General features: G+C 71.7%; 29 protein-coding genes, 1 tRNA gene and 1 other RNA gene. 17 read left to right on the top strand and 14 right to left on the bottom strand.

What is annotated here, in order from left to right; all coding sequences use genetic code 11:
• Window positions 1-30 precede the first annotated feature (30 nt).
• Together LNK82_RS28520 and LNK82_RS28515 are read right to left on the bottom strand one after the other, a co-directional pair.
• Complete coding sequence (locus LNK82_RS28520) at window positions 31-648, bottom strand: hypothetical protein (RefSeq protein ID WP_230570086.1); 618 nt, start codon at window positions 646-648, stop codon at window positions 31-33.
• 125 nt (window positions 649-773) lie between these two features.
• Window positions 774-858 (bottom strand) — tRNA-Ser (locus LNK82_RS28515).
• Window positions 859-954: 96 nt separating this feature from the next.
• Here LNK82_RS28515 and LNK82_RS28510 point away from each other — a divergent pair.
• Window positions 955-1,872 carry an iron-siderophore ABC transporter substrate-binding protein gene (locus LNK82_RS28510; protein ID WP_230570085.1) on the top strand — a complete coding sequence of 306 codons (918 nt, stop codon included), beginning with the start codon at window positions 955-957 and terminating at the stop codon, window positions 1,870-1,872.
• A gap of 22 nt (window positions 1,873-1,894) precedes the next feature.
• On the opposite strand, the gene LNK82_RS28505 is transcribed toward LNK82_RS28510, so the two are convergent.
• Window positions 1,895-2,167, bottom strand: coding sequence for a hypothetical protein (locus tag LNK82_RS28505; protein WP_230570084.1), 273 nt, complete (start codon window positions 2,165-2,167; stop codon window positions 1,895-1,897).
• A complete protein-coding gene (locus tag LNK82_RS28500) occupies window positions 2,164-2,460 on the bottom strand; it encodes a hypothetical protein (protein ID WP_230570083.1) in 297 nt (98 codons plus the stop codon). The genes LNK82_RS28505 and LNK82_RS28500 overlap by 4 nt, the downstream gene beginning before the upstream one ends.
• A gap of 99 nt (window positions 2,461-2,559) precedes the next feature.
• Between LNK82_RS28500 and ffs the strand changes: the two genes are divergently transcribed.
• The 5 genes from ffs to LNK82_RS28475 all read left to right on the top strand — a co-directional run bounded on the left by ffs (window position 2,560) and on the right by LNK82_RS28475 (window position 6,339).
• Window positions 2,560-2,654, top strand: an RNA gene (ffs, locus tag LNK82_RS28495) — signal recognition particle sRNA small type.
• Between the two features lie 31 nt (window positions 2,655-2,685).
• Window positions 2,686-4,863 carry a DNA polymerase III subunit gamma and tau gene (locus LNK82_RS28490; RefSeq protein WP_230570082.1) on the top strand — a complete coding sequence of 726 codons (2,178 nt, stop codon included), beginning with the start codon at window positions 2,686-2,688 and terminating at the stop codon, window positions 4,861-4,863.
• A 74-nt stretch (window positions 4,864-4,937) separates the two neighbouring features.
• Window positions 4,938-5,264 (top strand): YbaB/EbfC family nucleoid-associated protein, encoded by a 327-nt coding sequence (locus LNK82_RS28485; protein WP_053715665.1) that lies wholly within the window; start codon window positions 4,938-4,940, stop codon window positions 5,262-5,264.
• The gene (gene recR, locus LNK82_RS28480) at window positions 5,264-5,857 is read left to right on the top strand and encodes a recombination mediator RecR (RefSeq protein ID WP_123744628.1); all 594 of its coding nucleotides are present in this window, start codon (window positions 5,264-5,266) and stop codon (window positions 5,855-5,857) included. The genes LNK82_RS28485 and recR overlap by 1 nt, the downstream gene beginning before the upstream one ends.
• 11 nt (window positions 5,858-5,868) lie before the next feature.
• Window positions 5,869-6,339, top strand: a complete 471-nt coding sequence (locus LNK82_RS28475) for a uridine kinase family protein (RefSeq protein ID WP_308257296.1) — start codon at window positions 5,869-5,871, stop codon at window positions 6,337-6,339.
• 102 nt (window positions 6,340-6,441) lie between these two features.
• Here the strand turns inward: LNK82_RS28475 and LNK82_RS28470 are convergent, their stop codons facing one another.
• A complete protein-coding gene (locus LNK82_RS28470; RefSeq protein ID WP_230570080.1) occupies window positions 6,442-9,702 on the bottom strand; it encodes an AfsR/SARP family transcriptional regulator in 3,261 nt (1,086 codons plus the stop codon).
• Between the two features lie 231 nt (window positions 9,703-9,933).
• Between LNK82_RS28470 and LNK82_RS28465 the strand changes: the two genes are divergently transcribed.
• From LNK82_RS28465 to LNK82_RS28445, 5 genes are all read left to right on the top strand, one after another.
• On the top strand, window positions 9,934-11,613 hold the full coding sequence (locus LNK82_RS28465) for an ABC transporter substrate-binding protein (protein ID WP_230570079.1): 1,680 nt from the start codon (window positions 9,934-9,936) through the stop codon (window positions 11,611-11,613).
• Window positions 11,614-11,685: 72 nt separating this feature from the next.
• Window positions 11,686-12,690: an ABC transporter permease gene (locus LNK82_RS28460; RefSeq protein ID WP_230570078.1), complete on the top strand. Its 1,005-nt coding sequence runs from the start codon at window positions 11,686-11,688 to the stop codon at window positions 12,688-12,690.
• A complete protein-coding gene (locus tag LNK82_RS28455) occupies window positions 12,687-13,613 on the top strand; it encodes an ABC transporter permease (protein WP_230570077.1) in 927 nt (308 codons plus the stop codon). The genes LNK82_RS28460 and LNK82_RS28455 overlap by 4 nt, the downstream gene beginning before the upstream one ends.
• A 6-nt stretch (window positions 13,614-13,619) precedes the next feature.
• Complete coding sequence (locus tag LNK82_RS28450) at window positions 13,620-14,618, top strand: ABC transporter ATP-binding protein (RefSeq protein ID WP_230570076.1); 999 nt, start codon at window positions 13,620-13,622, stop codon at window positions 14,616-14,618.
• Entirely contained in the window at window positions 14,615-15,757 is a 1,143-nt protein-coding gene (locus LNK82_RS28445; protein ID WP_230570075.1) for an ABC transporter ATP-binding protein, read from the top strand. The genes LNK82_RS28450 and LNK82_RS28445 overlap by 4 nt, the downstream gene beginning before the upstream one ends.
• A gap of 43 nt (window positions 15,758-15,800) precedes the next feature.
• On the opposite strand, the gene LNK82_RS28440 is transcribed toward LNK82_RS28445, so the two are convergent.
• Window positions 15,801-16,502 carry an SDR family oxidoreductase gene (locus LNK82_RS28440; RefSeq protein WP_230570074.1) on the bottom strand — a complete coding sequence of 234 codons (702 nt, stop codon included), beginning with the start codon at window positions 16,500-16,502 and terminating at the stop codon, window positions 15,801-15,803.
• 81 nt (window positions 16,503-16,583) lie between these two features.
• Between LNK82_RS28440 and LNK82_RS28435 the strand changes: the two genes are divergently transcribed.
• The gene (locus tag LNK82_RS28435; protein WP_230570073.1) at window positions 16,584-17,012 is read left to right on the top strand and encodes a winged helix-turn-helix transcriptional regulator; all 429 of its coding nucleotides are present in this window, start codon (window positions 16,584-16,586) and stop codon (window positions 17,010-17,012) included.
• On the opposite strand, the gene LNK82_RS28430 is transcribed toward LNK82_RS28435, so the two are convergent.
• The gene (locus LNK82_RS28430; RefSeq protein WP_230570072.1) at window positions 17,009-17,296 is read right to left on the bottom strand and encodes a hypothetical protein; all 288 of its coding nucleotides are present in this window, start codon (window positions 17,294-17,296) and stop codon (window positions 17,009-17,011) included. The genes LNK82_RS28435 and LNK82_RS28430 overlap by 4 nt on opposite strands.
• Before the next feature lie 227 nt (window positions 17,297-17,523).
• Window positions 17,524-18,087, bottom strand: a complete 564-nt coding sequence (locus LNK82_RS28425; RefSeq protein ID WP_230570071.1) for a TIGR03086 family metal-binding protein — start codon at window positions 18,085-18,087, stop codon at window positions 17,524-17,526.
• 73 nt (window positions 18,088-18,160) lie between these two features.
• On the opposite strand from LNK82_RS28425, the gene LNK82_RS28420 reads away from it, so the two are divergent.
• Complete coding sequence (locus tag LNK82_RS28420) at window positions 18,161-18,760, top strand: TetR/AcrR family transcriptional regulator (protein ID WP_308257295.1); 600 nt, start codon at window positions 18,161-18,163, stop codon at window positions 18,758-18,760.
• Here the strand turns inward: LNK82_RS28420 and LNK82_RS28415 are convergent.
• The 3 genes from LNK82_RS28415 to LNK82_RS28405 all read right to left on the bottom strand — a co-directional run bounded on the left by LNK82_RS28415 (window position 18,744) and on the right by LNK82_RS28405 (window position 20,131).
• Window positions 18,744-19,301: a DedA family protein gene (locus LNK82_RS28415; RefSeq protein ID WP_230570069.1), complete on the bottom strand. Its 558-nt coding sequence runs from the start codon at window positions 19,299-19,301 to the stop codon at window positions 18,744-18,746. The two genes, LNK82_RS28420 and LNK82_RS28415, sit on opposite strands and share 17 nt — an antisense overlap.
• Window positions 19,302-19,373: 72 nt before the next feature.
• A complete protein-coding gene (locus LNK82_RS28410; protein ID WP_230570068.1) occupies window positions 19,374-19,844 on the bottom strand; it encodes a helix-turn-helix domain-containing protein in 471 nt (156 codons plus the stop codon).
• On the bottom strand, window positions 19,844-20,131 hold the full coding sequence (locus LNK82_RS28405) for a hypothetical protein (protein WP_230570067.1): 288 nt from the start codon (window positions 20,129-20,131) through the stop codon (window positions 19,844-19,846). Before LNK82_RS28405 ends, LNK82_RS28410 begins: the two co-directional genes overlap by 1 nt.
• A 210-nt stretch (window positions 20,132-20,341) precedes the next feature.
• Here LNK82_RS28405 and LNK82_RS28400 point away from each other — a divergent pair, with 210 nt between their 5' ends.
• Together LNK82_RS28400 and LNK82_RS28395 are read left to right on the top strand one after the other, a co-directional pair.
• Window positions 20,342-21,163, top strand: a complete 822-nt coding sequence (locus tag LNK82_RS28400) for a helix-turn-helix domain-containing protein (RefSeq protein ID WP_230570066.1) — start codon at window positions 20,342-20,344, stop codon at window positions 21,161-21,163.
• A 14-nt stretch (window positions 21,164-21,177) separates the two neighbouring features.
• The gene (locus tag LNK82_RS28395; RefSeq protein WP_308257294.1) at window positions 21,178-21,354 is read left to right on the top strand and encodes a DUF397 domain-containing protein; all 177 of its coding nucleotides are present in this window, start codon (window positions 21,178-21,180) and stop codon (window positions 21,352-21,354) included.
• Here the strand turns inward: LNK82_RS28395 and LNK82_RS28390 are convergent.
• The gene (locus LNK82_RS28390; protein ID WP_230570064.1) at window positions 21,341-22,300 is read right to left on the bottom strand and encodes a helix-turn-helix transcriptional regulator; all 960 of its coding nucleotides are present in this window, start codon (window positions 22,298-22,300) and stop codon (window positions 21,341-21,343) included. The two genes, LNK82_RS28395 and LNK82_RS28390, sit on opposite strands and share 14 nt — an antisense overlap.
• 63 nt (window positions 22,301-22,363) lie before the next feature.
• On the opposite strand from LNK82_RS28390, the gene LNK82_RS28385 reads away from it, so the two are divergent.
• Complete coding sequence (locus LNK82_RS28385; protein WP_230570063.1) at window positions 22,364-23,491, top strand: epoxide hydrolase family protein; 1,128 nt, start codon at window positions 22,364-22,366, stop codon at window positions 23,489-23,491.
• A 46-nt stretch (window positions 23,492-23,537) separates the two neighbouring features.
• Here the strand turns inward: LNK82_RS28385 and leuA are convergent, their stop codons facing one another.
• Entirely contained in the window at window positions 23,538-25,328 is a 1,791-nt protein-coding gene (gene leuA, locus LNK82_RS28380) for a 2-isopropylmalate synthase (RefSeq protein WP_230570062.1), read from the bottom strand.
• Between the two features lie 227 nt (window positions 25,329-25,555).
• Between leuA and LNK82_RS28375 the strand changes: the two genes are divergently transcribed.
• Window positions 25,556-25,855, top strand: a complete 300-nt coding sequence (locus LNK82_RS28375) for a hypothetical protein (RefSeq protein WP_230570061.1) — start codon at window positions 25,556-25,558, stop codon at window positions 25,853-25,855.
• On the opposite strand, the gene LNK82_RS28370 is transcribed toward LNK82_RS28375, so the two are convergent.
• Complete coding sequence (locus LNK82_RS28370) at window positions 25,852-26,457, bottom strand: nitroreductase family protein (protein WP_230570131.1); 606 nt, start codon at window positions 26,455-26,457, stop codon at window positions 25,852-25,854. The genes LNK82_RS28375 and LNK82_RS28370 overlap by 4 nt on opposite strands.
• Between the last annotated feature and the right edge of the window lie 36 nt (window positions 26,458-26,493).

Raw genomic sequence — 26,493 nt, 5'->3', positions numbered from 1 at the left:
CGAGGGGCCCGTTCCCGTCTCGCCGACCGGTTACCGGCCGGACGTGGTGGTGACCGTGGGCCGGGCCGTGGTGGTGACGGTCGGCTGGGGCGACGTGGTCACGGTGGGCCGCGCCGTGGTGGTCACCGTCGGCTGGGGCGACGTGGTCACGGTCGGCCGGACCGTGGTGGTCACCGTCGGCCAGGGCGGAGTGGTGGGGATGCCCGTGGTGGTGGGAGCGGGCCTGGTGGTGGTGGGGACCGGTGTGGTGGTCGGGGGCTTGGGCGCGTCGGTGCAGTGCGCTTCCTTGGGCAGGTTGGCGAACTCGTCCCCGACGAAGTAGATGGCGCTGGACCACTGGGTGCCGCCGTCCTGCCGGCCGACGTTCAACCAGACGTCGTTGGTGTAGCCGTAGTCCGTGACCTTCTGGCCGTGCACCCAGCAGTAGACCCCCACCGTCGTGCCTTCGAGGATCTGACCGCCCGCCGCCGGCAGGCACGCCGTCGACGGGCAGATGCGGACGTTGACGTTGTGCCAGGCCGTGGCGCTGTACTTCGGCGCGGCGCTCGCGTCGGCCTCGCCCGCGGGCTGGGCCAGTGCCACGGCGCCGCCGGCGAGCAGGCCCGAACCGGCCAGTGCGACGGCGACGGCCGTGTTGACGATCCTCATGTCCGTGTCCTCCCAGTAATCAGTCGATCACTGGATAAGACGCGTCAGGGCGGTCCGGTGTTGCATCGACGCGGCGCCGCACGCACAGAGCCCCGGTCACCTGACGGTGCCGGGGCTCTGGACTGCGGAGGATACGGGATTTGAACCCGTGAGGGGGTTAACCCAACACGATTTCCAGTCGTGCGCACTAGGCCACTATGCGAATCCTCCGTGGCGGAGTCTAACGGAGGGGTCGGGCGTCCCCCAAAACGGGTGGTCGTCGGGCCGGATGCATCGGCCGCCGATAAGTACGGTTAGGCTTGCCTAATGAAGCGTGGTCTGGTGGTCGTCCTGTCGGCAATGCTCCTGGCCGCCTGCGGGGGAGGCGGCGATGGCGCCGAGCCGACCTCGTCCGGGGTGACGGTCGACACCCGGTTCGGTCCCGTGACGATCGACGAGCCGCCGACGCGGGTCGTGGCGCTGGGCTGGTCGGACGCCGAGACCGCCCTCGCGCTCGGCGTGCGGCCGGTCGGGGCGAGCGACTGGCTGGCGTTCGGCGGCACGGGCGTCGGGCCGTGGGCCGAAGGGCGCTACGAGCAGCCGCCGACGCTGCTGGGCACCACCGAGATCGACTACGAGGCCGTCGCCGCGCTCCAGCCCGACCTCATCCTCAACACCCGGTCGGACAACGACGAGAAGAAGCACGGGACGCTGTCCAAGATCGCGCCCACCATCGGCGCGCCGAAGGACGTCATCCCGTACGGCACGTCGTGGCGGCAGCAGGTCGAGCTGGTCGCGAAGGCCCTGGGCAAGGTGCCGGAGGGTGAGAAGGTCATCGCCGACCTGGACGCGAAGTTCGCCGCGAACAAGGAGTTCGACGGCCGCACCGCCGTGGTCGGCGCGTACTTCGACGGGAAGTTCGGTGCCTACGTCTCCGGCGACCCGCGCGCGGACTTCATGAAGGCCCTCGGCTTCACCCTGCGCCAGGACGTCGAGGACCTGGCCTCCGGCACGTTCTACGTCGACATCTCCACCGAGCGGCTGGACCTGCTGACCGCCGACCTGAGCGTGCTGTTCCCCATCGGCGGCGACGCGACCGTGCTCAAGGCCAACCCGCTGGTGCCGGAGAAGGCGCTGATCCTGGAGGACAAGAACCTGGTCAACGCCTTCTCCAGCGGCTCTTCACTCGGCATGGCCTACGCGCTGGACCGCGCCGTGCCGCTGTTCACGACCGCGTTGGGCTGACAGGACCCACGACCGCGTCGGGCTAGCAGAACCAGCCGTCGGCCACCCAGCCGTGCGCGTTGATGTGCCCGTAGGCGAAGCCGTAGATGTAGTTGCCGGACTTCGGCCCTTTCACCAGGAACGTCTGGCCGCGGTAGAGGGTGCCCATCCACGGGCCGTCGGCGGGCGCGGTGCGGACGTAGAGGTCGTTGGCGCACACGGTCTCGCGTTCGCCGACGGTGCCGTTGGCGGCTCGGGCGGGCGACGCGGTGGCGACGAGCGCGACGGTGGCCACGAGGACTGCTGCTGCTCTCACCACGAGTCGTAACCCCCGATGCACTCGATCCGGAGATAGCCCCAGTCGTTGGGGCCGAAGTCCATGCTCGCCGCCCACCCGTTGTAGACGGGGTGGGCGCCCGGCGTGTGGCCGATCTTGTTGCCGTAGGTCAGCGTCCGCTTGAACTCGACCGGGCCGACCGAGTGGTTGTAGTTGCCGTAGAAGCTCGCGGTCTGGCAGACGACGATGGCGTGCCGCGGCGGCACCGGGTCGGCCGCCGCGGTGGTGGCGCCGAGCAGCAGGGCGGCGCACGCGAGGACGAGAGCCCTCATCTGGTTCCTCCTTCACCGGGTAGTGCCACTAGCCGGTGAAATTCTCCCGTGCCCCGAGTGGGTGGCGACAGAGCCGGTGGGGCGACCGGCTACACTGGTGGCGGACCTCGTGCGGCACATATCTCGCGAACCTCCCCAGGGCCGGAAGGCAGCAAGGATAAGCGGGCTCTGGTGGGTGCACGGGGTCCCCTTTCTTTGTCGGACCCTCCCGGTAAGGTCCCCGGCGTGGCGCTCGCCCTCTACCGCAAGTACCGTCCGGCGACCTTCGGCGAGGTCGTCGGCCAGGAGCACGTCACCGAACCGCTGCGCACCGCCCTGGCGGCCGGTCGGGTCAACCACGCGTACCTGTTCTCGGGGCCGCGCGGGTGCGGCAAGACGTCCAGCGCCCGCATCATGGCGCGCTCGCTGAACTGCGTGCAGGGCCCGACACCCGACCCGTGCGGCGAGTGCAACTCGTGCGTCGGCCTGGCGCCCAACGGTCCGGGCACCGTGGACGTGGTCGAGCTGGACGCGGCCAGCCACGGCGGCGTGGACGACGCGCGCGAGCTGCGGGACAAGGCGTTCTACGCGCCGGCCGAGTCGCGGTACCGGGTGTTCATCATCGACGAGGCGCACATGGTCACCACGCAGGGCTTCAACGCCCTGCTGAAGATCGTGGAAGAGCCGCCCGAGCACCTGATCTTCATCTTCGCCACCACCGAGCCGGACAAGGTGCTGCCCACCATCCGCTCGCGCACGCACCACTACCCGTTCCGGCTGATCCCGCCGAGCTCGATGCGGGCGCTGCTGGAGCGCAACTGCGCGGCCGAGGGCGTCACGGTCGACCCGTCGGTGTTCCCGCTGGTGATCCGCGCGGGCGGTGGGTCGGCGCGGGACACGCAGTCGGTGATGGACCAGCTGCTGTCCGGCGCGGGCCCCGAAGGGGTGCGCTACGACCGGGCGATCGCGCTGCTCGGCGTGACCGACGTGGCGTTGATCGACGACGTGGTGGACGGACTGGCGAACGGCGACGGCTCGGCGGTGTTCGGCACCGTCGACCGCCTGGTCGAGGCCGGGCACGACCCGCGCCGGTTCGCGTCCGACCTGCTCGACCGGCTGCGCGACCTGGTGCTGCTGCACGCCGTGCCGGACGCGGCGGAGCGCGGCCTGGTGTCCGCGCCGGACGACGAGCTGGCCAAGATGATCGCGCAACGCGACGCGACCCGGCCCGCGACGGTCACGCGGTGGGCGGAGATCCTGCACCAGGGGTTGACCGAGATGCGCGGCTCGACCGCGCCCCGCCTGCTGCTCGAACTCGTCGCGGCGCGGATGCTCCTGCCCTCGGTCGGCGACGTCGAGTCGGGCCTGCTGCAACGCGTGGAACAGCTGGAGCGCCACGGCCCACCGGCCGGCGGCGCACCGGCGGGACCTGCGGAAACCCGCTTCCAGCGCCCCTCGCAGCGTGCCGCCGAACCGGCCGCGCCGCAGCCCCCGGCCGCGCCGCCCGCCGCCAGGCCCGTCGAGACCGAGCCTCCGGCCGCTACCGCGCCGCAGGCCGCGCCGCCCGGACTGCCCGCCCCGCCGGTGCTGCGGTCGGCGGCGATGAGGTCCGCCGGCGGCGCCCAGGGCGCTGCCGAGAGCACGCACGCCGCCGCGCCGGACGTGGACGAGCGTGGCGGGGGCGTCGCGCCGTCGGCGGACGCGCCGCAGGGCCGGCCGAGCGCCGCGCCACCACCGCACGCCGCCGCTCCGGCCGCGCAGCCGGCGCAGGCGGTCGCTCCGCAGAGCGCACCTGACAACTCACCCGCGGACGAGCCGGCCGAGGCAGCCGCACCGGCGGCGTCCACCGGCGGTGTCGACGCGGTCGAGGTGCGTCGGCGCTGGTCGGAGCTGTTGGGCGTGGTCCGCGGCACGAGCCGCAGCACGGAGGCGATGCTCACCAACGCCACCGTCGCCGACGTCGACGGCACCACGGTCACGCTCACCCACACCTCCGCGCCGCTGGCCCGCCGGCTCGCCGAGCCGCGCAACGCCGACGCCATCGCCGCCGCGTTCGCGCAGGTCCTCGGCGGCACGTGGCAGGTGCGGTGCGTGCACGGCGACGCGGTCGCCGCGCCGGCCCGCCAGGCGGCGCAGAAGCCGCAGCGACCCGCGGTGACCAGGCCGAGCCAGGCGCAGCCCGGCCAGGACCGCCGGCCGGAGTCCCGCCCGGCGCCGTCCGGCCGACCACCGGCCGACGACGTGCCGCCGCCCCCCGAACCGCCGGAGCCCGATGAGCCCCTCCCGCCGGAGCCGGTGGACGAGGAGGAGATGCTGGCCGAGGCCGCACTGCCCGGCGACGCGGACGACCAGCGGCTCGATCCGGAGGCCGTCGTGCTCAAGCTCCTCGCCGACGAGCTTGGCGCTCGGCCGTTGAAGGGCTGATCGACGCGACTACGCTGGTGAACGGCGGCATACCCCGAAGAGAGGAACCCGCGGTGCAACCCGGTGGGCCCAACATGCAGCAAATCCTCCAGCAGGCGCAGAAGATGCAGCAGCAGCTCGCTGAAGCCCAGCAGGAGCTGGCCGAGGCCGAGGTCACCGGCACTGCCGGCGGCGGTCTGGTCACCGCCGTCGTGTCCGGCGGCGGCGAGCTCAAGAGCCTGGACATCGACCCGAAGGCGGTCGACCCGGACGACGTCGAGACGCTGTCCGACCTGGTCGTCGCCGCCGTGCGCGACGCCAACCGCGCCGCGCAGGAGCTGGCGGCCCAGAAGATGGGCCCGCTCGCCAGCGGCATGGGCGGGATGGACGACCTCGGCGGTCTCGGGAAGCTGTTCGGCTGATGTACGAGGGGCCGGTCCAGGACTTGATCGACGAGCTCGGCAGGCTGCCGGGCGTCGGTCCGAAGAGCGCGCAGCGCATCGCCTTCCACCTGCTCGCCGCGGACCCGGCCGACATCGGCCGGCTCCAGGACGCGTTGCAGAAGGTCAAGGACGGCGTGGTGTTCTGCGACGTGTGCGGCAACGTCTCTGCCGAGGCGACCTGCCGCATCTGTCGCGACCCGCGCCGCGACCTGACCCTGATCTGCGTGGTGGAGGAGCCGAAGGACGTCCTGGCGGTCGAGCGGACCCGTGAGTTCAAGGGCCGCTACCACGTCCTGGGCGGCGCGCTCGACCCGTTGTCGGGTGTCGGGCCGGACCAGTTGCGGATCAGGCAGCTGCTCACCCGGATCGGCACGGACGTGTCGGAGATCATCATCGCCACGGACCCGAACACGGAGGGCGAGGCGACCGCGACGTACCTGGTGCGGATGCTGCGCGACTTCCCGGGCCTCACCGTCACCAGGCTCGCGTCGGGCCTGCCGATGGGCGGTGACCTGGAGTTCGCCGACGAGCTCACCCTCGGCCGGGCCCTGTCCGGCCGGCGCAGCATGTGAGGCTCGTCGCGGTGGACGGGCCCTCGGGCTCGGGCAAGTCGACGTTCGCGGCGCGCCTGGCGTCGGAGCTGGGCGCGACCGTGGTGCCGACCGACCACTTCGCCACCTGGACCGACCCGGTGTCGTGGTGGCCGCGCCTGGTCGCCGAGGTCCTCGACCCGCTCCGGCACGGCCGCGAGGCCCACTACCGGCGGGTGGAGTGGACCGGCGGTGTGCCGCACCTCGGCGGCCTGGTGCACGTGCCGGTGCCGGACGTGCTGGTCATCGAGGGCGTCTCGGCGGCCCGGCGCTCGATCGCGCCACGCCTGGACGAGGCGATCTGGGTCGAGGTGCCCGACGCGGAGGAGCGGCTGCGCCGGGCCGTCGAGCGGGACGGCGAGGCGAGCCGCGCCCACCTGCGGCGCTGGCAGGCGTTCGAACGCGGGTGGTTCGCGGTGGACGGCACGAAGACCCGCGCCGACCGGATCGTCACGCCCACCTGAGCGACACCCGACCGAGCCCTCGCCCGGCCGAAGCCGCGCCGGACCGGGCCGCGCCCGACCGAAGCGACATCCGGCCGAAACCGCAGCGACCGGTCGGCCCGGTCACCCGTCGAGCGACGCCCGCACCAGGTCCGCGTCCGGCGACCCGATCGCGCTGAACCACTCCAGCGCCGTCCGCCAGTGCCGGCGCGCCTCGGCGTCGTCCCCGATGGCGGCCAGGGCGTCACCGGCCAGGTGGGTGGCCCGCGCGTGCACGCACCGCTGTCCCGTGATCCCGCTCAGCTCCAGGCACCGCAGCGCCAGGTCGAGCGCCTGCGCCGTGTCGCCCTGGTCGAGCCTGATCCTCCCGAGCACGGCCAGCACGTCCACCTCGGCGATCCGCAGTCGGTACCGGACCGCGCTGTCCAGCGCCTGGCTCGCCGAGTAGCGCGCCTCGTCCAGCCTGCCCGCCGCGTGGTGGGTCAGCGCCAGGCTCCGCCGCGCCGCGCAGATGCCCAGCGGGTAACCCGTCTCCTCGGCGATCCGCAGCGCCTCCGTCGTGCGCTCGACGGCCTCCTCCAGCCTGCCCAACCCGCACAACGCCTCGCCGAGGGCGTTCTTCGCGTCGCACAACCCCTTCAGGTTGCCCAGCTCCTCCGCGATGCTCACCGCCCGCCCGGCCTCGCGCGCCGCGTCGGCCCACTGGCCCCGCATCACGTGCGCCAGCGCCAGGCCCTCGTGCGAGAAGTGCGCGAACCGGCGTGCGCCGGCCCGTTCGTACAGCTCGCCGCACCTCTGGTACAGCTCGGCGGCACGGTGGGGCCGGCCGAGGAACAGGTGCGCCTCGGCCAGCGCCCGCTGGCTGTCGGCCTGCGTCATCCACGCGCCGAGCCGGTTGCCGACGTCCAGCGCGCCCTCGAACGACGACACGGCCCGGTCCAGCTGCCCGAGCTGCATGTAGACGCCGCCGAGGTTGAGCTGGGCGATGCCCTCCTGCTGCAACGCGCCGATGGTCCGCGTGATCACGAGCGCGCGTTCCAGGTGTTCGGCGGCCTGCTCCAGGTCGCCGATGTCGATGCAGACCGCGCCGAGGTTCGCCAGCACGGCGGCCTCCACGGCGGGCGCGGCGCCGGTGCGCTGCTGGATCGGGATCGCGCGGCGGAAGTAGTCGACGGCCACCCGGTGCTGCCCGATCGCCCAGTACAGCGTGCCGAGCGACGACAGCATCGCCACCTCGCCGAGGGCGTCCTGGGAGGACTGCGCGACCGACAGCCCGGCCTTCGCGGTCGCCAGCCACTCCACCGGCAACCCGATCGTGTAGAAGTACCGCCGCAGCGCGTCGGCCAGCTGCCACACGTCGCGGTCGGGCTGGCGGTCGGCGGCGTGCACGACGAGGCTGACCAGGTTGCCGCGCTCGGCGTCCAGCCAGGCCAGGGCCTCCGCCGAGGTGGAGAACAGGCGCGGTGTCACGCCCGCCACCACGTCGGTGCGCGGCAGCCGCAGCAAGGTGCTCTTGAACGCGTCCGTGGCGTTGTCCACCGACCGGATCGACCAGTCCAGCAGCCGCCGCGACGCCTGCGCGCTCTCCTCCGGGTCGTCCTCGATCCCGCGCCGCTCGGCCGCGTAGTCCCGCAGCAGGTCGTGGAACTGGTAGCGGCCGGGCGAGTGGTGGTCCACGAGGTTCGCCGTGGCCAGCCGGTCGAGCCGCCGCCGCGCGTCCTGCGTGGTCAGCCCGCCCAGCGCCGCAGCCACGTCCGGCGTGATGTCGCCCGGTGCCAGCGACAGCAGCCGGAACAGCGACGCCAGCTCCGGCTTCAACGCCGTGTACGACAGGTCGAACGCCGCGTGCACGGCCGCCCGCTCGTCGCCCTCCACGGCCAGCGCCGCGAGCCGGTTGCCCGCGCGCAGCTCCTCCACGTAGGACGCGATGGTGATCTCCGGCCGGGACAGCAGGTTCGCCGCCGCGATCCGCAGCGCCAGCGGCAGGTGCGCGCACAGCTCGGCCAGCTCGTCGGCCGCGTCGGACTGCGACGCCACGACCTCCTCGCCGAGCATCCCGGCCAGCAGCGCCCGCGTCTCGGACCGGTCGAGCACGTCGAGCCGCACGTTGGACGCGGCGTGGCTGACCGCCAGCCCGCGCAGCGTGTCGCGGCTGGTCACGAGCACCGCGCACCCCGGCGAGCCGGGCAGCAGCGGCCGGATCTGCTCGGCGTTGGCCGCGTTGTCCAGCACCAGCAGCACCTGCTGGTCGGTCAGCCGCGACCGGAACATCGCCTCCTGCTCGTCCTGGTCGAGCGGCACGGACTCGGGTGGCACGCCCTGCGCGCGCAGGAACCGGGGCAGCACGTCCACCGCGCTCAACGGCGGGCCCTGGGCGTAACCGCGCAGGTTGACGTACAGCTGCCCGTCGGGGAAGCAGTGCCGCATCTTGTGCGCCGTGTGCACGGCCAGCGCCGTCTTGCCGACGCCCGGCGGCCCGGCCAGCGTGACCACGGGCACGCCCTGAGCGGTCCGCAGCAACGCCTCGATCAGCTGAACGGCCTGCTCACGGCCCACGAAGTCGCCGATGTCGGCGGGCAGCTGCGAGGGCACCACCCGGTCACGCCGCGCGGCGGGCGCGTTCTGGCCCAGGTCGAGCGACGGCGAGCCGCCGAGCACCTGCTGGTGCACGCGCCGCAGCTCGTCGCCGGGGTCGATGCCGAGCTGGTCGGCCAGCAGCCCGCTCACCCGCCGGTAGGCGCCGAGCGCGTCGGCCTGCCGCCCGGACCGGTACAGCGCGACCATCAGCTGCGCCCACAGCCGTTCCCGCAGCGGGTGCTCGCTCGTCAGCCGGGACAGCTCGGGGATCAGCTCGGCGTGGCGGCCCAGCTCGAGGTCGACCTCGACCCGGCGCTCCTCCACGTGCAGCCGCCGTTCGCCCAGGCGCGGCACCTCGTCGCGGTGCAGGACCTCCGACGGCACGTCCACCATCGCGGGTCCGCGCCACAGCGCCAGCGCCGCGGTGAAGATCGCCGACGCCGACTCCAGCCTGCCCGCGGCCCGCTCCCGCTCGCCCTCCTCGACGAGCTGCTCGAACCGCATCACGTCGATGGTGCGCTCGTCGACGTCGATCAGGTAGCCGTCGGGCACGGTCCGGATCGGCACCGCCGGTCCGAGCACCTGCCGAAGTCTCATCACGTAGGTCTGCAGCGTGCCTCGGGCCCGCGCGGGAGGGTCGGCGCCCCAGATGTGCTCCGCGAGCTCGTCGACCGAGACGCCGGCGCCGGCGCGCATGAGAAGAGACACAAGGAGGGACCGCTGCCGGCCCGCCCGCACCACGACCTGCTCGCCGTCGACCAGCACCTGCAACGGGCCGAGGACGCGGAACTCGACCACAGGGCTCACCAGCGACCTCCCTCCGCGCGTGTGCGGGTTTCTGTTGTCCGTTGTACAGCGTAGGAGGGTGTTTGCCCGATCCGGCGTGGTCACGTTGGGTCAGCGAAGTTGAGCGGGACGTGTGTTAATGCTGATTCACGTGGCCGGATCGTGACCTCGGACGAGTCGGAAGGGTTGTGGGGACCGGTTAGGGTCCGTGACCACACCGTGAGATCCCGGATTTCCCTAGGGGTGTGTCAAATGCTTCAATCTCGAACGGCCCGGCGCCGATGGTTGGCCGCGATCGGCCTGACCGGCGTCGCGGCACTGGCACTGTCGGCCTGTGCCCAATCCGAGCGCGGCGACGACTCGGGGTCCGGCAAGGTCGGCGGCACGATGGTCTTCGGCGCCGCGGGCGAGCCCAAGAACTTCGACCCGATCTTCAACGACGACGGCGAGAGCTTCCGCCCCATCCGCCAGATGTTCGACACGCTGGTCACCTACAAGCGGGGCACCGCCGACCTCGCGCCGGGTCTCGCGGAGAAGTGGACGCCGAGCGAAGACGGCAAGTCGTGGACGTTCGACCTGCGCAAGGGCGTCAAGTTCCACGACGGCACGGCGTTCGACGCCGCGGCCGTCTGCTTCAACATGGACCGCTGGTTCAACATGAAGGGCGCCGCCGCCCAGAGCCAGATGATCTACTACGGCGACGTGTTCGAGGGCTTCGCCAAGAACGAGGGCGACGCGGCGGGCGAGCCGGTCTACAAGTCCTGTGAGGCCAAGGACGAGCACACCGCCGTGCTGAACCTCAACAAGTACAAGGGCGCCTTCCCGGCCGCCTTCGGTTTGACCGCGCTCTCCATCTCCAGCCCCGAGGCGCTGAAGAAGTACGACGCGGACAACGTCGTGCAGTCGGGCGACTCGTTCACCTATCCGGCTTACGCGACCGAGCACCCGACCGGTACCGGCGCGTTCAAGCTGGAGAAGTTCGACAAGGCCAACAAGACCATCACCCTGGTCCGCAACGACGACTACTGGGGCGAGAAGGCCAAGCTCGACAAGCTGATCTTCAAGATCATCCCGGACGAGAACGCGCGCAAGCAGGAACTCAAGGCCGGCACGATCGACGGCTACGACTTCCCGAGCCCGGCGGACTACAACTCGCTGAAGACCGACGGCTTCAACGTCACCCCGCGGCCCGCGTTCAACATCCTCTACCTGGGCATCAACGGCGCGAACAACCCGGCGCTGAAGGACCTGCGCGTCCGCCAGGCCATCGCCTACGCCGTCAACCGCGAGCAGCTGGTGAAGACCAAGCTGCCGCTGGGCGCCGAGGTGGCGACGCAGTTCATGCCGAAGACCGTCGCGGGCTACGCCGACGACGTGCAGAAGTACCCGCACGACGTGGCCAAGGCCAAGGAGCTGCTCACGCAGGCCGGCGTGTCGAACCTGAGCCTGAAGTTCTACGTGCCCACCGAGGTCAGCCGGCCGTACATGCCGAACCCGTCCGAGATCGCGGCGGTGATCGTCGACGACCTGAAGGCCGCGGGCATCAACGCCGAGATCGTGTCCCGCCCGTGGAACGGCGGCTACAAGGACGACGTGCAGAAGCTCGGCAAGCACGACCTGCACCTGCTCGGCTGGACCGGCGACTACAACGACGCCGGCAACTTCGTCGGCACGTTCTTCGGCCGGGAGAAGAAGGAGTTCGGCTTCGCCGACCAGTCGATGTTCGACGGGATCGCCGCGGCCGACGGCGTCGTCGACCAGCAGAAGCACGCGGACGCCTACAAGCAGGTGAACCGCGACCTCATGAGCAAGTACCTGCCCGCGATCCCGGTGTCCCACTCGCCGCCGGCGATCGTGGTCAGCAGCAAGATCTCGGGCCTCGTGCCCAGCCCGCTGACCGACGAGCGCTTCGACACGGTGAGCAAGGGCTGAACCGAACGGTAGGCGGGTGGTGGCGCTCGTGATCCGGGCGTCACCACCCGTGCTGTCCAGAGGGCTTCCATCATGCTGCGATTCATAGTCCGTCGCCTGCTCCAGGCGATCCCCACACTGCTGATCCTGTCGCTGCTGGTCTTCGTCTGGCTGCGGTCGCTGCCCGGCGGCCCGGCCGGCGCGTTGCTCGGCGACAAGGCGACCCCGGAGAAGATCGAGGCGCTCAACAAGGTCCTCGGCCTCGACCAACCGATCTTCATCCAGTACCTCAAGTTCATGGGCCGCATCCTCAGCGGTGACTTCGGCAGCTCCTTGATCAGCGGCGAGCCGGTGGTGGCCGAGATCGGCCGCGCGCTGCCCGCCACCATCGAGCTGGGCCTGACCGCGTTGTTGTTCGCCGTGGTGCTCGGCATCCCGCTCGGCTACCTGGCCGCCAGCTACCGGGGGCGGTTCCTGGACAACGCCACCGTCATCGGCACGCTGGTCGGCGTCGCCGTGCCGGTGTTCTTCCTCGGCATCCTGCTCAAGCAGCTGTTCGCGCAGGACCTGGCGCTGTTCCCGCCGTCGGGCAGGCAGGACGTCACCATCGACCCGACGCACGTCACGAACTTCGCCGTGCTCGACGGGCTGCTGACCCAGGAGTGGGACGCCGCGGCCGACGCGCTGTGGCACCTCGTGCTGCCCGCGATCGCGCTGGGCACCATCCCGCTCGCGGTCATCGTGCGGATCACCCGCGCCTCGGTGCTCGACGTGCTCAACGAGGACTTCGTCCGCACGGCCAACGCCAAGGGCCTGCAGGCGACGCTGGTCCGCCGCCGGCACGTGCTGCGCAACGCGATGCTGCCGGTGTCGACCACGATCGGCCTCCAGACCGGTCTGCTGCTGGGCGGCGCCGTGCTCACCGAGCGGGTGTTCGTGTGGGGCGGGCTCGGATCGTTGCTGGCCCAGGGGATCGAGCGCCGGGACTACCCGCGCCTGCAGGCGTTGCTGCTGCTCGCGGCGGTGGTCTACGTGCTCGTCAACCTGCTGGTCGACATCTCCTACGCGATCATCGACCCGAGGGTGCGGGCATCATGACCAGTCTCCTCAAGCGCAAGCAGCAGCGGGTGGACGCCCTGGCGGAGTCGGCGGGCACGAGCCTGGCCGCCGACGCGCTGCGGCGGATGCTGCGCAGCCCGGTCGCCCTGATCGGCGCGTTCCTCGTGCTGATGTTCCTGGTGCTGGCGATCATCGCGCCGTTCATCGCGCCGAAGGACCCCTACCAGCGCTACCCGGAACTGCTGGAGGACCTGCGGCCGGACTTCATCCCCGGCCCGATGCCGGGGTTCCTGCTGGGCGGCGACGAGCTGGGCCGCGACTTCTTCAGCCGGCTGCTCGTCGGCGCGCAGCAGTCGCTGATCGTCGGCGTCGGCGCGACGTTGATCGGCCTGGCGCTCGGCATGCTCATCGGCGGCGCGGCAGGCGCGTTCGGCGGCTGGGTGGACAGCTGGCTGATGCGGTTCACCGACATCATGCTGTCGATCCCCAGCCTGCTGCTGGCCATCTCGATCGCGGCGCTGGCGAGCCGGGGCAGCCAGACCACGGTGATCATCGCGGTCGCGGTGACCACCGTGCCGATCTTCGCCCGGCTGCTGCGCGGCGCCATGCTCGCGCAACGGCACAGCGACCACGTGCTCGCGGCGACGGCGCTGGGCGTGCGGCGGCGGACCGTCGTGTTCCGGCACATGCTGCCGAACTCGCTCGGCCCGGTCATCGTGCAGTCGACGCTGACCCTGGCGACCGCGATCATCGAGGCGGCGTCGCTGTCGTTCCTCGGCCTCGGCGACCCGGACCCGTCCCGGGCCGAGTGGGGGCTGATGCTCGGCAACTCGCAGCGCTACATCGACGTCAAGCCGGAGCTGGCGTTCTACCCGGCCATCGCCATCATCATCGTCGCGCTGGGCTTCACGCTGCTCGGCGAGGCGCTGCGCGAGGCGCTCGACCCGAAGAACCGGAGGTGAACCGCGATGGCGTTGCTCGAAGTGCGTGATCTGCGGGTGGTCTTCCAGCGCAGGGGCACCGAGCCCTTCACCGCCGTGGACGGCGTCTCCTTCGACGTCGACCCCGGGCAGACGGTGGGACTGGTCGGCGAGTCCGGTTGCGGCAAGTCCGTGACCTCGCTGGCGATCATGGGCTTGCTGCCCTCGCGCGGCAACAAGGTCACCGGCTCGGTCCGGTTCGAGGGCACCGACCTGCTCACCCTGAACGACAAGGAGATGCGCAACCGGCGAGGCCGCGACCTGGGCATGGTGTTCCAGGACCCGCTGTCGTCCCTCAACCCGGTGATCCCGATCGGGCTGCAGGTCACCGAGGTGCTGGAACGGCACCGCGGCATGTCCCGCAAGGCGGCGATGGTGGAGGCGGCCGACCTGCTCGGCCGGGTCGGCATCCCCGACCCGCAGCGCAGGCTGAGCGAGTACCCGCACCAGCTCTCCGGCGGCATGCGGCAGCGCGCGCTGATCGCGATCGCGCTGGCGTGCCGGCCGCGGCTGCTCATCGCCGACGAGCCGACCACGGCGCTGGACGTGACGATCCAGGCGCAGATCCTCGCCCTGCTCAAGGAGCTCGTGCGGGACATGGGCACGGCGCTGATCATGATCACGCACGACCTGGGCGTCGTGGCGGGGCTGTGCGACGAGGTCAACGTGCTCTACGGCGGCCGGGTCGTGGAGAAGGCGGAGCGGTACCCGCTGTTCGCCGACCCGCGCCACCCGTACACGCACGGCCTGCTGGCGTCGATCCCGCGGCTCGACGGCGCGCGCGGCGAGAAGCTGGTCCCCATCAAGGGTTCGGTCGCCGACAACATCCCGTGGGACCACGGGTGCGCGTTCGCCCCCCGTTGCCCCAACGCGTTGTCGGTGTGCCGCGAGGTCACGCCCGAGCTGGAGGCCGGTGACGTGCGCTCGCTGCGCTGCCACAACCCGGTGCTGCCGGGAACGCCCGCCGCCCAGGAGGTGCCCGCATGACCGCCGCTGTCGAACCGGCAGCAGCCGACGCGCCCACGGGCGACACGCTGGTGTCGGTCGAGGGCCTGAAGATCCACTTCCCGATCAAGCGCGGCCTGCTGGTCGACCGCACGGTCGGCCACGTGTACGCGGTCGACGGCGTGGACCTGCGGATCGACCGCGGCGAGACCTACGGCCTGGTCGGCGAGTCCGGCTGCGGCAAGTCGACCCTGGGTCGCGGCATGCTGCGGCTGGTCGAGCCGACCGACGGGCGGGTGCTGTTCGACGGCACGGACCTGGTCGGGCTCAAGGGCGAGGAACTGCGCCGGATGCGCCGCCGGATGCAGATGGTGTTCCAGGACCCCATGTCGTCCCTGGACCCGCGGCAGTCGGTGGAGTCGTTGCTGGTCGAGGGCCTGCGGGCGCACGGCCTGGACAAGGGCCGGGAGACGACGGGCAAGCGCTTGCGCGAGCTGCTGTCGGCGGTCGGGCTGCCGTCCACGTCGCTGCGCAAGTACCCGCACGAGTTCTCCGGCGGCCAGCGGCAGCGCATCGGCATCGCGCGGGCGCTGGCGGTCGAGCCGGACCTGATCATCGCCGACGAGCCGGTGTCCGCGCTGGACGTGTCGGTGCAGGCGCAGGTGGTCAACCTGCTGGAGGACCTGCAGGACGAGTTCGGGCTCACCTACCTGGTGATCGCGCACGACCTCGCCGTGGTGCGGCACATCTCCGATCGGGTCGGCGTGATGTACCTGGGCGGCCTGGTGGAGGAGGCGACCTCGGACGACCTCTACGCCGAGCCGCTGCACCCGTACACCAGGGCCTTGCTGTCCGCGATCCCCGTGCCGGACCCGGTGGTGGAGGACGAGCGCGAGCGGATCCTGCTCACCGGCGACCTGCCCTCGCCCGCCAACCCGCCGACGGGCTGCCGCTTCCACACGCGCTGCCCGTGGAAGCAGGCGACCCGGTGCGACACCGAGCGGCCCGCGCTGCGCGAGGTGCTGCCGGGGCACAAGGTCGCGTGCCACTGGGCCGAGGACATCCGGGCCGGCAGGATCCGGCCGCACGAGGTCGAGGCCGAGCTGGTGGAGGAGGGCGGCATCTCGCCGGACATCCCCCTGGTCGGACCCGCCTCGATGACGGAGGCGTTGAACCCGTGAGCCCCGCGTCCGGGGGCGCCGTCCGGCGCCCCCGGACCGGTGCTCAGACCACCTGCGGGTAGAGGGTGCGCGGGTCTGCGGACAGCGCGGCCTTCAGGTCGACCACGCCCTGGTCGGCCAGCACCTCGACGAGGTCGGCCTCGACGCCGTCCAGCGCGGCGCGCACGACGTCCGCCGGGTCGTTCTTCGGCACGTCCATGCCCGCGGTCATGTCGGTGTCCGTCGGGCCCAGGTGCACGCCGGTGACCAGCGTGCCCTGGCCCGCGAGCTCCACCCGCACGCCGTTGGTGAGGCTCCACTGCGCCGCCTTCGCCGCGCTGTACGCGGTGGCGCGGTCGTAGGACACCCACGACATCGACGACAGCACGTTCACGATCGCGCCGCCGCCGTTGGCCGCGAGGATCGGCGCGAACGCCCGGATCATCGCCAACGTGCCGTAGAAGTGCGTGTCCAGCTCCAGCCGGATCGCGGCGAGGTCGCCGGTGACCAGGTTCTCGCCGGTGATGATGCCCGCGTTGTTGACCAGCAGGGTGACGTCGACGGCGGCCGAGGCCGCGGCGGCGACGGCGGCCGGGTCGGTGATGTCCAGCGACAGCACCTCGACGCCCGGCAGGTCGATCGAGCCCGCGTCGCGCGCGGTGGCGTAGACCTTCGCCGCGCCCCGCTCCCGCAACTGCCGCGCGAAGTGCAGGCCGAGGCCGCGGTTGGCCCCCGTGACCAGGGCGACCGAGTTGGCGATCTTCATGGAGGGTTCTCCCCGAGGTGAGTTGGCTTTGCCAACCTAGCCTGGCTGGCTTGGGATGCACAACCGAGCCATACTGGGCCCGTGACGGCACCGGACGAGAACTGCTCCTTGGTCAAGGCGGTGGACCTCGTCGGCGAGCGCTGGACGTTCCTCGTCCTGCGCGAGGCCCTCGCCGGTGCGACCCGCTTCTCGGAGTTCCGCGCGCGCCTCGGCATCGCCTCCGACGTGCTCACGGCCAGGCTCGCGAAGCTGGTCGACAGCGGCCTGCTGGTCCGGCGGTCCTACCGGGAGCCGGGGCAGCGACCGCGCGACGCCTACTGCCTGACCGAGGCGGGCAGGCGGGTGAACCTGGTGCTGTGCGCGTTGCAGGAGTGGGGCGACGAGCACCTGCCGGACACCGTGTCCACGGTCGTCTACCGGACGGACGACGGCCGCCGGGTGAACGTGCGGTTCGTCGACGGCGAAGGCGCCGTGGTGCCTGCGGGCGACGTGCACCCGGAGCAGGGCTAGCGGCTCGCGGGCCGGTAGAGCAGGCGGAGGACCGCCAGGCAGACGGCCTGGATGGCGAGCGCGATGAGGGCGTGCACGAGCCACGCGCCGACGAGCGTGGGTCCGCCCCACGCGCCGCCGAGGCCGGGGTCGGCGGTGAACGGGTGGCCGATCGCGCCGATGGTGTCCGGCCAGAGCGGGTAGAACCAGCCCCGTGCCACCAGGTAGAGCGCGAGCAGCGCGGGGACCACGGCGACGAGCGCGCGGAGGACCCCGGGCCGCGGGTGGATGCCGAGGGTTTTCACGGCACGAACGCTAGGCGCGCGCGAGGCGCGGGTCGTCACACCGCGGAGCCATCCCCGGCGTCATACCGGGGTAGCGGGGGGGGGGGGGGGGGGGCGGGGGGGCGGGGGGCCCCCCCCCCCCGCCCCGCGCCCCCCCCCCCCCCCGCCCCCCCCCCCGCGCCCCCCCCGGGGGGGGGGGGGGGGGGCCCCCCCCCGGGGGGGGCCCCCCCCCCGACCCGGTGGTCACGTCACGCCGGCCAGTTCGGCGAACGGCCGAGCAGGCCGACGAGGCGGTCGGTGATCGGCGCGTCCTCCGGCACCGCGACCGGCATCGCGAACGCGGCTCCCGGACCTCGGACGTCCGGCGTGGTCGGGAAGTACCGCGACATCCGGTAGGCGGCGGTGGCGAGCTCGGTGTCGAGCGTGCTGTCCACGCCGATCGCGCGGGACAGGTCCCAGGCGTGCACCAGGTTGTCGATGAAGTGCCCGGCCACCAGCTCACGGCCGCGGCGCAGGCCGTGGTTGGGGAACTCCGCCTCGCGCTCCAGCACGCCGTCCGCGCGGAACGCCTCGGTGACCGCGTCGGTCGCGACCCGGTAGGCGACGGTCAGGTCGTCGCTCGCGGGCGCGTCGACGGCCGTGCGGCGGACCGACGCGGTGAACGCCAGCGTGGACTCGACCTGGTGGCGCAGCAGCTCGTAGACGGTCCAGCCGGCGCACGGCGTGGGCAGGTCCAGGTGCGCCTCGTCCAGTTCGGCCATGAGCTTCAGGTTGAGGTCGAGCGACGACCGGTTCAGGTCCAGGAGATCCATGTGTCCACCCCTCAAGTTGTACGAACGATCGTACAATTAGTTTGCGAGCGGTCAAGGGGCTAGCGTGGAAGCCGTGAAGGTCGACGGACGGGTGGAGCGCGGCGAGCAGACGCGGCGGCAGATCCTGCGGCGGGCGGCGGAGATCGCGTCGGTGGAGGGGCTGGAGGGCCTGTCGATCGGGCGGTTGGCCACGGAGCTGGAGGTCAGCAAGAGCGGGGTGTTCGCGCACTTCGGGTCGAAGGAGGAGCTGCAGCTGGCGACCGTGCGCGCGGCGGCGGCGATCTTCGTGCGGCAGGTCGTGGACCCGGCGCTGGTCGAGCCGCCGGGCCTGGCCCGGTTGACGGTGATGCTGGACGGGTGGCTGGCGTACTCGGAGAACCGCACGTTCCCCGGCGGGTGCTTCTTCTACGCCGTGCAGGCCGAGTTCGACGCCCGGCCGGGACGGGTGCGCGACGCGATCGCCGGGTACGGGCGCGAGTGGAACTCCTACGTCCGCGAGACCGTCGCCGCGATCCCGGGGATCGCCGACCCGGACCAGGTCGCGTTCGAGCTGATCGCGTTCCTGGAGATGGCCAACGCCCAGTCGGTCCTGCACGACGACCCGAACGCGTACGAACGGGCCCGCGTCGCGGTGCGCAACCGCTTGGCCCAGGCGGTCACGGCCCTGCGCTGAGCGGCTCTCTGCGCTGAGCGGCTCGCACCGCCATCCCGATCGGCACGCCGATCAGCGTGGCCACCGCGAACGACACCAGCGTGGCCACCACCGGGTCGGTGAAGACCTGCCCGCCGAAGTAGCCGAGCGTGGCCGTGTAGGCGCTCCACAGCGTGGCGCCGACCACCGCGATCGGCGCGAACCGCCGCAGGCGCCACCGCAGCGACCCGGCCAGGACCGCGCCGACCAGCCCGCCGCCGGGCACGAACCGCACCGCGACCAGGATCGACTCGCCGCGCGTGGCCAGCCGCTCCGCCGTCCACGCGATCACCGCGCGCGGGCCGGGCCGCCGCCCGACCTTCTCGAGCGCCCGCAACCCGACCCCACGCCCGACACCGAAGTTGACGAAGTCGGAGAGGGTGCAGCCGAGGGCCGCCACGGCGATCACCGCGGTCAGCGACAGCTCGCCGGAGGCGGCCAGCACGCCGTAGCCGATCAGCACGGCCTCGGTCGGCGCCAGGGGCACGACGGCGACGACGAACAGCACCACGAACGCGGTCATGATCTCCGAACGCGGGGCGGTTCCCGATCGTCTCCAACCTGAGAGGGTCTTCAGCAACCCGTTAGCTCGACGTCACAAATCCGCTGGTAGGGCCTCGATGATGTGATGCGCGGCACTGATCTCGCCGACTTCTTCGGTGAAGAACGCGGACGCCAGGTGCGCGTGGAACACGACGTCCGACCCCTCCGGCATGAGGAACAACGTGAACGGCCGTGCCCCGCCCCCGACCGTGTGCACCCCGGTGGCCGTGGCGTGCAGCAGGTCGAGCACGAGGGTCGCCTCCTCGCCCCACTCGCACCGCAGTTCGGGCAGGTGCGCCTGTTGCGAGACCGTGAACAGCCGCTGGTACTCGTCCCCGAGCGCCGGCGCGCACGCCACCATGTCGGGGAACCGGACGGGCGCGTAACCGGCCTCGACCCGCTCGATCTGCCGCACCGACGCCCGGGACCGGGCCGCCAACTCCTCGACACCGAGCCCGGCCGCCTCCCGCAGCGCCCGGACCTCCCGCCCCAGCAGTCGGCCGCGCAACGTCGGCGCCGCCATCACGCCACCTCCCGCGCGTTCGCGGGCAGGTCCAGCAACGCCGTGCGCGCGAGCAGGTACTGCCGGCACGGAACGGTGGGCCGCTGCCACCACCTCCGGCCCCAGCAGGCCCGGCAGTGGCCCTCGGAGTCGGGCCGGTGGCCGTCGAGCAGCACGCGGATCGCGGTCACGAGGAGCGGGACCTCGGATCGCGCCAAGTCCGCCGCCACCCGCTCATCGCCGCCGGTCGCGACCCCTTCGACCACGGCCAGTCGGTTCCTGACCTGGAGATGCAGTTCCTGCCACACGAGCCCTCCCTGGTTGGTGAGGACCGGCCGGCTCCCGCGCGTCGTCACTCGCACGGGAGCCGGACCAGCCACGACCTTAGGTCGCGAGAGCTAAGCTAGAGATTAGCTAAGAATTTAGGTATTCCTCAATCGGGTGACTGCCGGGACTGCGTCGCCACCGGGCACACTTGCCGGCGACGTGAAGGAGGACGGGTGGCTGAGCCCTCGGCGTTGAGCTGGCTGATCGGCAATGAACTGCGGGACCACCGCGAGCGGGCACGGAAGAAGGGCACCGAGGCGGCGAAGGTGTTGGGCTGCACCTCGGGCAAGATCAGCCAGATCGAGGGCGGCATGTACCGCCAACGCCCCAACGAGGTCGCGATACTCCTGGGCTTCTACGGTGCCGACCGCGCGGACATCGACCGGCTCGTCGCCCTCGCCGGCCAGGACGACGAGAGCACCTGGTGGGGCGCGTGGACCGACGTCGTCCCGGACTGGTTCCAGACCTTCGTCGGCCTCGAACGGCTCGCCGCGACCGAGTTCACCTACGAGCCGATCGTCCTGCCCGCGCTCCTCCAGACCGAGGCTTACGCCACTGCGGTGACCACGTCTTCCCGACGGGTTCGACCTGATCACGGTGACCGGGTCGTGCACTTCCGGATGGAGCGTCAACGGCGGCTTTTCGCCCAGGACAACCCGTTGGCGTTGCACGCGATCATCGAGGAGTCGGCGCTGCACCGACCGGTCGGCGGTGGCGAAACCATGCGGGCGCAACTGGAACACCTGCTGGCGTTGAGTGAGCGATCCAATGTGGACATCCAGGTGATTCCGACGAGCGTCGGTGTCCACGCGGCGGACACGGGCCCATTCGTGCTGCTCAGCTTTGAGAACTTCCGGGATACCGTGTACGTCGAGATGCAGGAGGGCGCGCTCAACGTGCAGACCCCCGCGCAGGTCAGGGCCTATAGCATGTCAGCTAAGAGCCTTCGCGAGACGGCGCTGACTCAACGCGAGTCCGAATCCTTGATCACGTCACTGCTCAAGGACCGGTAGCAACGGAGATGGCCATGCCTGACTACCCCGTCCGATGGATGAAGTCCAGCTACTCGGCCAACAACGGCAACTGCGTCGAGGTGGCCGTAACCGACGCCGTGACCGGGGTCCGCGACTCGAAGAACGCCGACGGCCCGGTGTTGACCTTCCCGACCGACCGCTGGGCGGCGTTCCTCGCTAAGACCTCCTGACCGCCCGCAGGCAGCGGTCGGCGTGCGCGTTCAGCGCGTCGACCAGCTCGGGCGGGCCGTCGGTCAGGGTGAAGTCGACGTCTACCGACGTGATCATCCAGACCAGGTCCCCTGCGGTCTCCGCGCCGACGTGCAGCAGGCAGTTGCGCGAGTCCACGGGCTCGACCACGCCCATGCCCGGCCAGAGCCGGTCGGCCACGGCGACCGCCGGTTCGTGCAGCGTCACGGTCGCCCGCACCGGCCACGCGCGGGACGAGAGCCGGTGCTCCAGGTACGCCCCCACGTCACCACCAGGTGGTTCGCGTGGGGCGAAGCGCGGGCCGTTCGGGGTGCGCAGCGCCAGCCGGTCCACGCGGAAGCTGCGCCAGTCGTCGCGGTCGGTGTCCCAGGCGACCAGGTACCAGTGCCGGGTGAAGCTGACCAGGCTGTGCGGCTGCACGGACCGGGTCGTCTCGCCGCCGCGCGGGCTGGTGTAGTCGAACCGCAGCGACTCGTGCCGGCGGCAGGCGTCCGCGATGGCCACGAGAACGTCCGGGGTCACCTTCGGCCCGCCCGCGCCGACGCGGACGGTCGCCGAGTGCAGCGCGCCGACCCGGTGCCGCAGGCGCGCGGGCAGCACCTGTTCCAGCTTGGCCAGCGCCCGCGCCGACGTCTCCTCGATCCCGGCCACCGAACCGCCCGCCGCCGTGCGCAGGCCCACCGCCACGGCCACCGCCTCGTCGTCCTCCAGCAGCAACGGCGGCAGCGAGGCGCCCGCCCCGAGGCGGTAACCGGCGGTGCCCTGGGTCGCGTGCACGGGGTAGCCGAGGTCGCGCAGGCGTTCGACGTCACGGCGGACCGTGCGGGTGGTGACGTCGAGCCGTTCGGCGAGTTCGGCGCCGGACCACTCGCACCGGGCCTGCAACAGCGACAGCAGCCGGAGCAGCCGCGCGGACGTGTCCACCATGACGTCGAGCCTGCCCCACCGTTAGGACCGGAACTGTCCCAAGGCCCTCCTACCGTCGCCGCCATGACCGAGATCCACCCGTTCCGCATCGACGTGCCCCAAGCGCAGCTCGACGACCTGAACGCCCGCCTGGCCGCCACCCGCTGGCCCGACGAGCTGCCCGGCGTCGGCTGGAGCCGGGGCGTCCCGGTGGACTACCTGAAGGACCTCGCCGAGCACTGGCGCACGACCTACGACTGGCGCGCGCACGAGGCCGCGATCAACGCCCACCCGCAGCACCTCGCCACCGTCTCCGGGCAGACCGTGCACTTCCTGCACGTCCGCTCACCCGAACCGGACGCCCTGCCGCTCGTGCTGCTGCACGGCTGGCCGGGCGGGTTCACGGACTTCCTCGACGTCATCGGACCCCTGTCCGACCCCCGCGCGCACGGCGGCGACCCGGCCCGCGCGTTCCACCTCGTCATCCCGTCCCTGCCGGGCTTCGGCTTCTCCACCCCGCTCGCCGGGCCGGGCATGGGCGCGGCGCGGATGGCCGGGGTGCTGGTCGAGCTGATGGCCGCGCTCGGGTACGAGCGGTACGGCGTGCAGGGCTACGACACCGGCGCCTGGGTCGCGCCCGAGATGGGCAGGCAGGCGCCCGACCGGGTGGTGGGCCTCCACCTGAACGCCCTGCTGACGTTCCCCGACGGGGAGGTCGAGGGCCTCACCGAGGTCGAGCAGCGGCGGTGGGAGGCGATGGAGAACTTCAACGACGGCTACCTGCAGTGCAACTCGAAACGGCCGCAGACCGTGGCCTACGGGTTGCACGACTCGCCGGTGGGCCAGCTCGCGTGGATCGTGGAGAAGTTCAAGGAGCTCACCCACCCGGAGGACGGCCTGCCCGAGGACAGCGTCGACCGGGACCGCATCCTCACCGACGTCTCGCTGTACTGGCTGACGGGCACGGCCGCGTCGGCGGCGCAGGTCTACTACGAGGAGATCTCCGCCAAGGGGTGGTCCGACACCGACCCGACCACCGTGCCGACGGGAGTCCTGGTCTCGGCCCGCGACGTGACGATCCGCCGGTGGGCCGAGCGCGACCACGACGTGGTGCGCTGGACCGAGCTGGACCGGGGCGGCCACTTCCTGGCCATGGAACAGCCTGACCTGCTGGTCGAGGACGTGCGGGCGTTCTTCGCGGGCCTGCGATGAGAGATCGCCTCGCCGTCACTTCGACGGCGAGGCGACCCTCGTCGAGCTACCGGTGGGCGCGGTTGATCGCCGACACCAGGGCGCGCAGCGACGCGGCGACCGTGGAGCTGTCGATGCCGACGCCCCACAGCACGCGGTCGGACACGGCGCACTCCAGGTACGCCGCCGCACGCGCGTCGTCACCCGACGACATGGCGTGCTCGAAGTAGTCCAGCACGCGCACGTCGTAGCCGACCGTGGCCAGGGCGTCCACGAACGCGGCGATCGGGCCGTTGCCGCCGCCGGTGATCTCCTGCGCCTCGCCGTCCACGACGACCACGGCCTTGATCGTCTCGTGGCCGCTGCCGTCGCCGGACACCTTCTGGCGCAGCAGCTTCAACGGCGCGGTGGCGTCCAGGTACTCCTCGGAGAACGCGTCCCACATGTCCTTGGGGCCGATCTCGCCGCCCTGCGTGTCGGTGACCTCCTGGATGACCTTGGAGAACTCGACCTGGAGCCGGCGCGGCAGGTCCAGGTGGTGCTCGGTCTTCATCAGGTACGCCACGCCGCCCTTGCCGGACTGCGAGTTCACCCGGATCACGGCCTCGTAGTTGCGGCCGACGTCCTTCGGGTCGATCGGCAGGTACGGGACCTCCCACGGGAACTCGTCCACGTGCTGCCCGGCGGCCTTGGCGGCGTCCTCCAGGGCCTCGAAGCCCTTCTTGATCGCGTCCTGGTGCGAGCCGGAGAACGCGGTGAACACCAGGTCTCCGCCGTACGGGTGCCGCTCGGGCACGGGCAGCTGGTTGCAGTACTCGACCGTGCGCCGGATCTCGTCGATGTCGGAGAAGTCGATCTGCGGGTCGACGCCCTGGCTGAACATGTTCATGCCCAGCGTCACCAGGCACACGTTGCCGGTGCGCTCGCCGTTGCCGAACAGGCAGCCCTCGATCCGGTCGGCGCCCGCCAGGTAGCCCAGCTCGGCGGCGGCCACGCCGGTGCCGCGGTCGTTGTGCGGGTGCAGCGACAGGATGATCGAGTCACGGCGGGCCAGGTTGCGCGACATCCACTCGATCGAGTCGGCGTAGACGTTCGGCGTGGCCATCTCCACCGTCGCCGGCAGGTTGATGATCAGCGGCTTCTCCGGCGTCGGCGCGATGATCTCCGACACCGCGTCGCAGACCTCCAGCGCGTACGACAGCTCGGTGCCGGTGTAGGACTCGGGCGAGTACTCGTAGCGGAACTCGGTCTCCGGGTAGTCCTTCTCCTGCTCCAGGGCGAACGCGGCGGCGTCCGTGGCGATCTTCTTGATGCCCTCGCGGTCGGACTTGAACACGACCCGGCGCTGCAGGATGGACGTCGAGTTGTAGAAGTGCACGATCGCCTTGCCCGCGCCGCGCAGCGACTCGAACGTGCGGCTGATCAGCTCGGGGCGGCACTGGGTCAGCACCTGGATGGTGACGTCGGGCGGGATCGCGCCGTCCTCGATGATCTCGCGGACGAAGTCGAAGTCGGTCTGGGAGGCGGCCGGGAAGCCGACCTCGATCTCCTTGTAGCCCATCCGCACGAGCAGGTCGAACATCTTGCGCTTGCGGGCGGGGGACATGGGGTCGATCAGGGCCTGGTTGCCGTCGCGCAGGTCGACCGCGCACCACAGCGGCGCCTTCGTGATCCGCTTGGTCGGCCACGTGCGGTCGGGTACGTCGACCGTCTCCACCTGCTCGTGGAACGGCCGGTAGCGGTGCACGGGCATGGACGTGCCGCGCTGCGGGTTCCAGACCGGCTGGTCGGCCACGGGACGGGCCGGCGGTCGGATGCGGCTGGTGCCGGAGGTGTAGGCGTCGGGAGTCGCGCTCATGTTCGGAATGCTCCTGCGGGTGCCGGTGGGAAGACGACCGGCGGGCAACGCTCGTCCCGCGACGGGGGGCCGGTCTGATCAGACCCCGTCACGGCGGCGAAGCAGGAGGGCGCGTGCCATGACGGACAGGTTAACCGGATTCCGCGCCGAGGTGGAACCGAGCGCCCAGATGGTGGAACTTCACCCGTCCGAGTTTCACTCGATCGTGGGGTGGGCACCTTCTTGACATGTCCAGATGGCGAACCTCAACGCGCAGTGGCAACTACACCGCTGCCCGAGTGATCCGCGGCGTCGGCGCCGTGTTCGCGGGCATCGAGGTGCTGTACATCCTCATGCTCCTCATCGGGGTGAACACGGCGAACGCGTTCTTCCGCTTCATCCAGCAGCTCGCCGAGCCGCTGGCGCTGTTCTTCCCAGGGCTGTTCCAGACCGGCAACGCCAACCTCGACGTGATCTTGAACTACGGTCTCGCCGCGGTGTTCTGGCTCGTCGTCGCCGGCCTGCTGGCCCGCGTCGTCGCGCGCTAGCCCCGTTCCTCCCCGGACCCTGCCGTCCTCCCCCCTGCGGCGGGGTCCGGGGGTTCCTCCTCGAAGGCAGGCTGACCCCACCTACCTGCGAAAACAGTCTCGCTCAACGGTTTGCGCACGCGTGGCCGCCGTTCCCTGGCCCGCAGGTCCTCCGGCAGGTCCGCGTCGTCGCCGAGCAGCCCGACCGCGATCACGACGACCGGCCGCACGTGCTCGGGCAGCCCGAACCCCTCGCGCACCGCGTCCGGCGCGAACCCGCCCATCTGGTGCGTGACCAGGCCCAGCTCGACGGCCCGCAGCACCAGGTTCTGCACCGCGAGCCCCAACCCGAACTCGGTGTTCGGCACCGGCCCGCGCTCGTCCGACTCGGCCACCGCGCCCACGAGCAGCACCGACGCCCGGCCCGCCCACGCCTGGTTGCCCGGCCGCAACGCCGCGAAGATTCGCCCGAACGTGTCATCGCCGCGGTAGCCGACCAGGAACCGGGCGGGCTGGGTGTTGCCGTGCGAGGCCGCCCACCGGGCCGCCTCCAGCAGCGCGCGCACGGTGTCCGGCGCCACCTCGGCCGCGCCGTCGAACGCCCGCGGGCTCCAGCGCCGCATGATCAGGTCGTTGCCGTCCACCGACCCATCCTGTCG

The sequence above is a fragment of the Saccharothrix luteola genome, assembly GCF_020859565.1.
GTDB lineage: Bacteria > Actinomycetota > Actinomycetes > Mycobacteriales > Pseudonocardiaceae > Actinosynnema > Actinosynnema luteola.
Note: the sequence above shows the minus strand (reverse complement) of the source record. Positions and strands in the feature narration are given on the sequence as shown.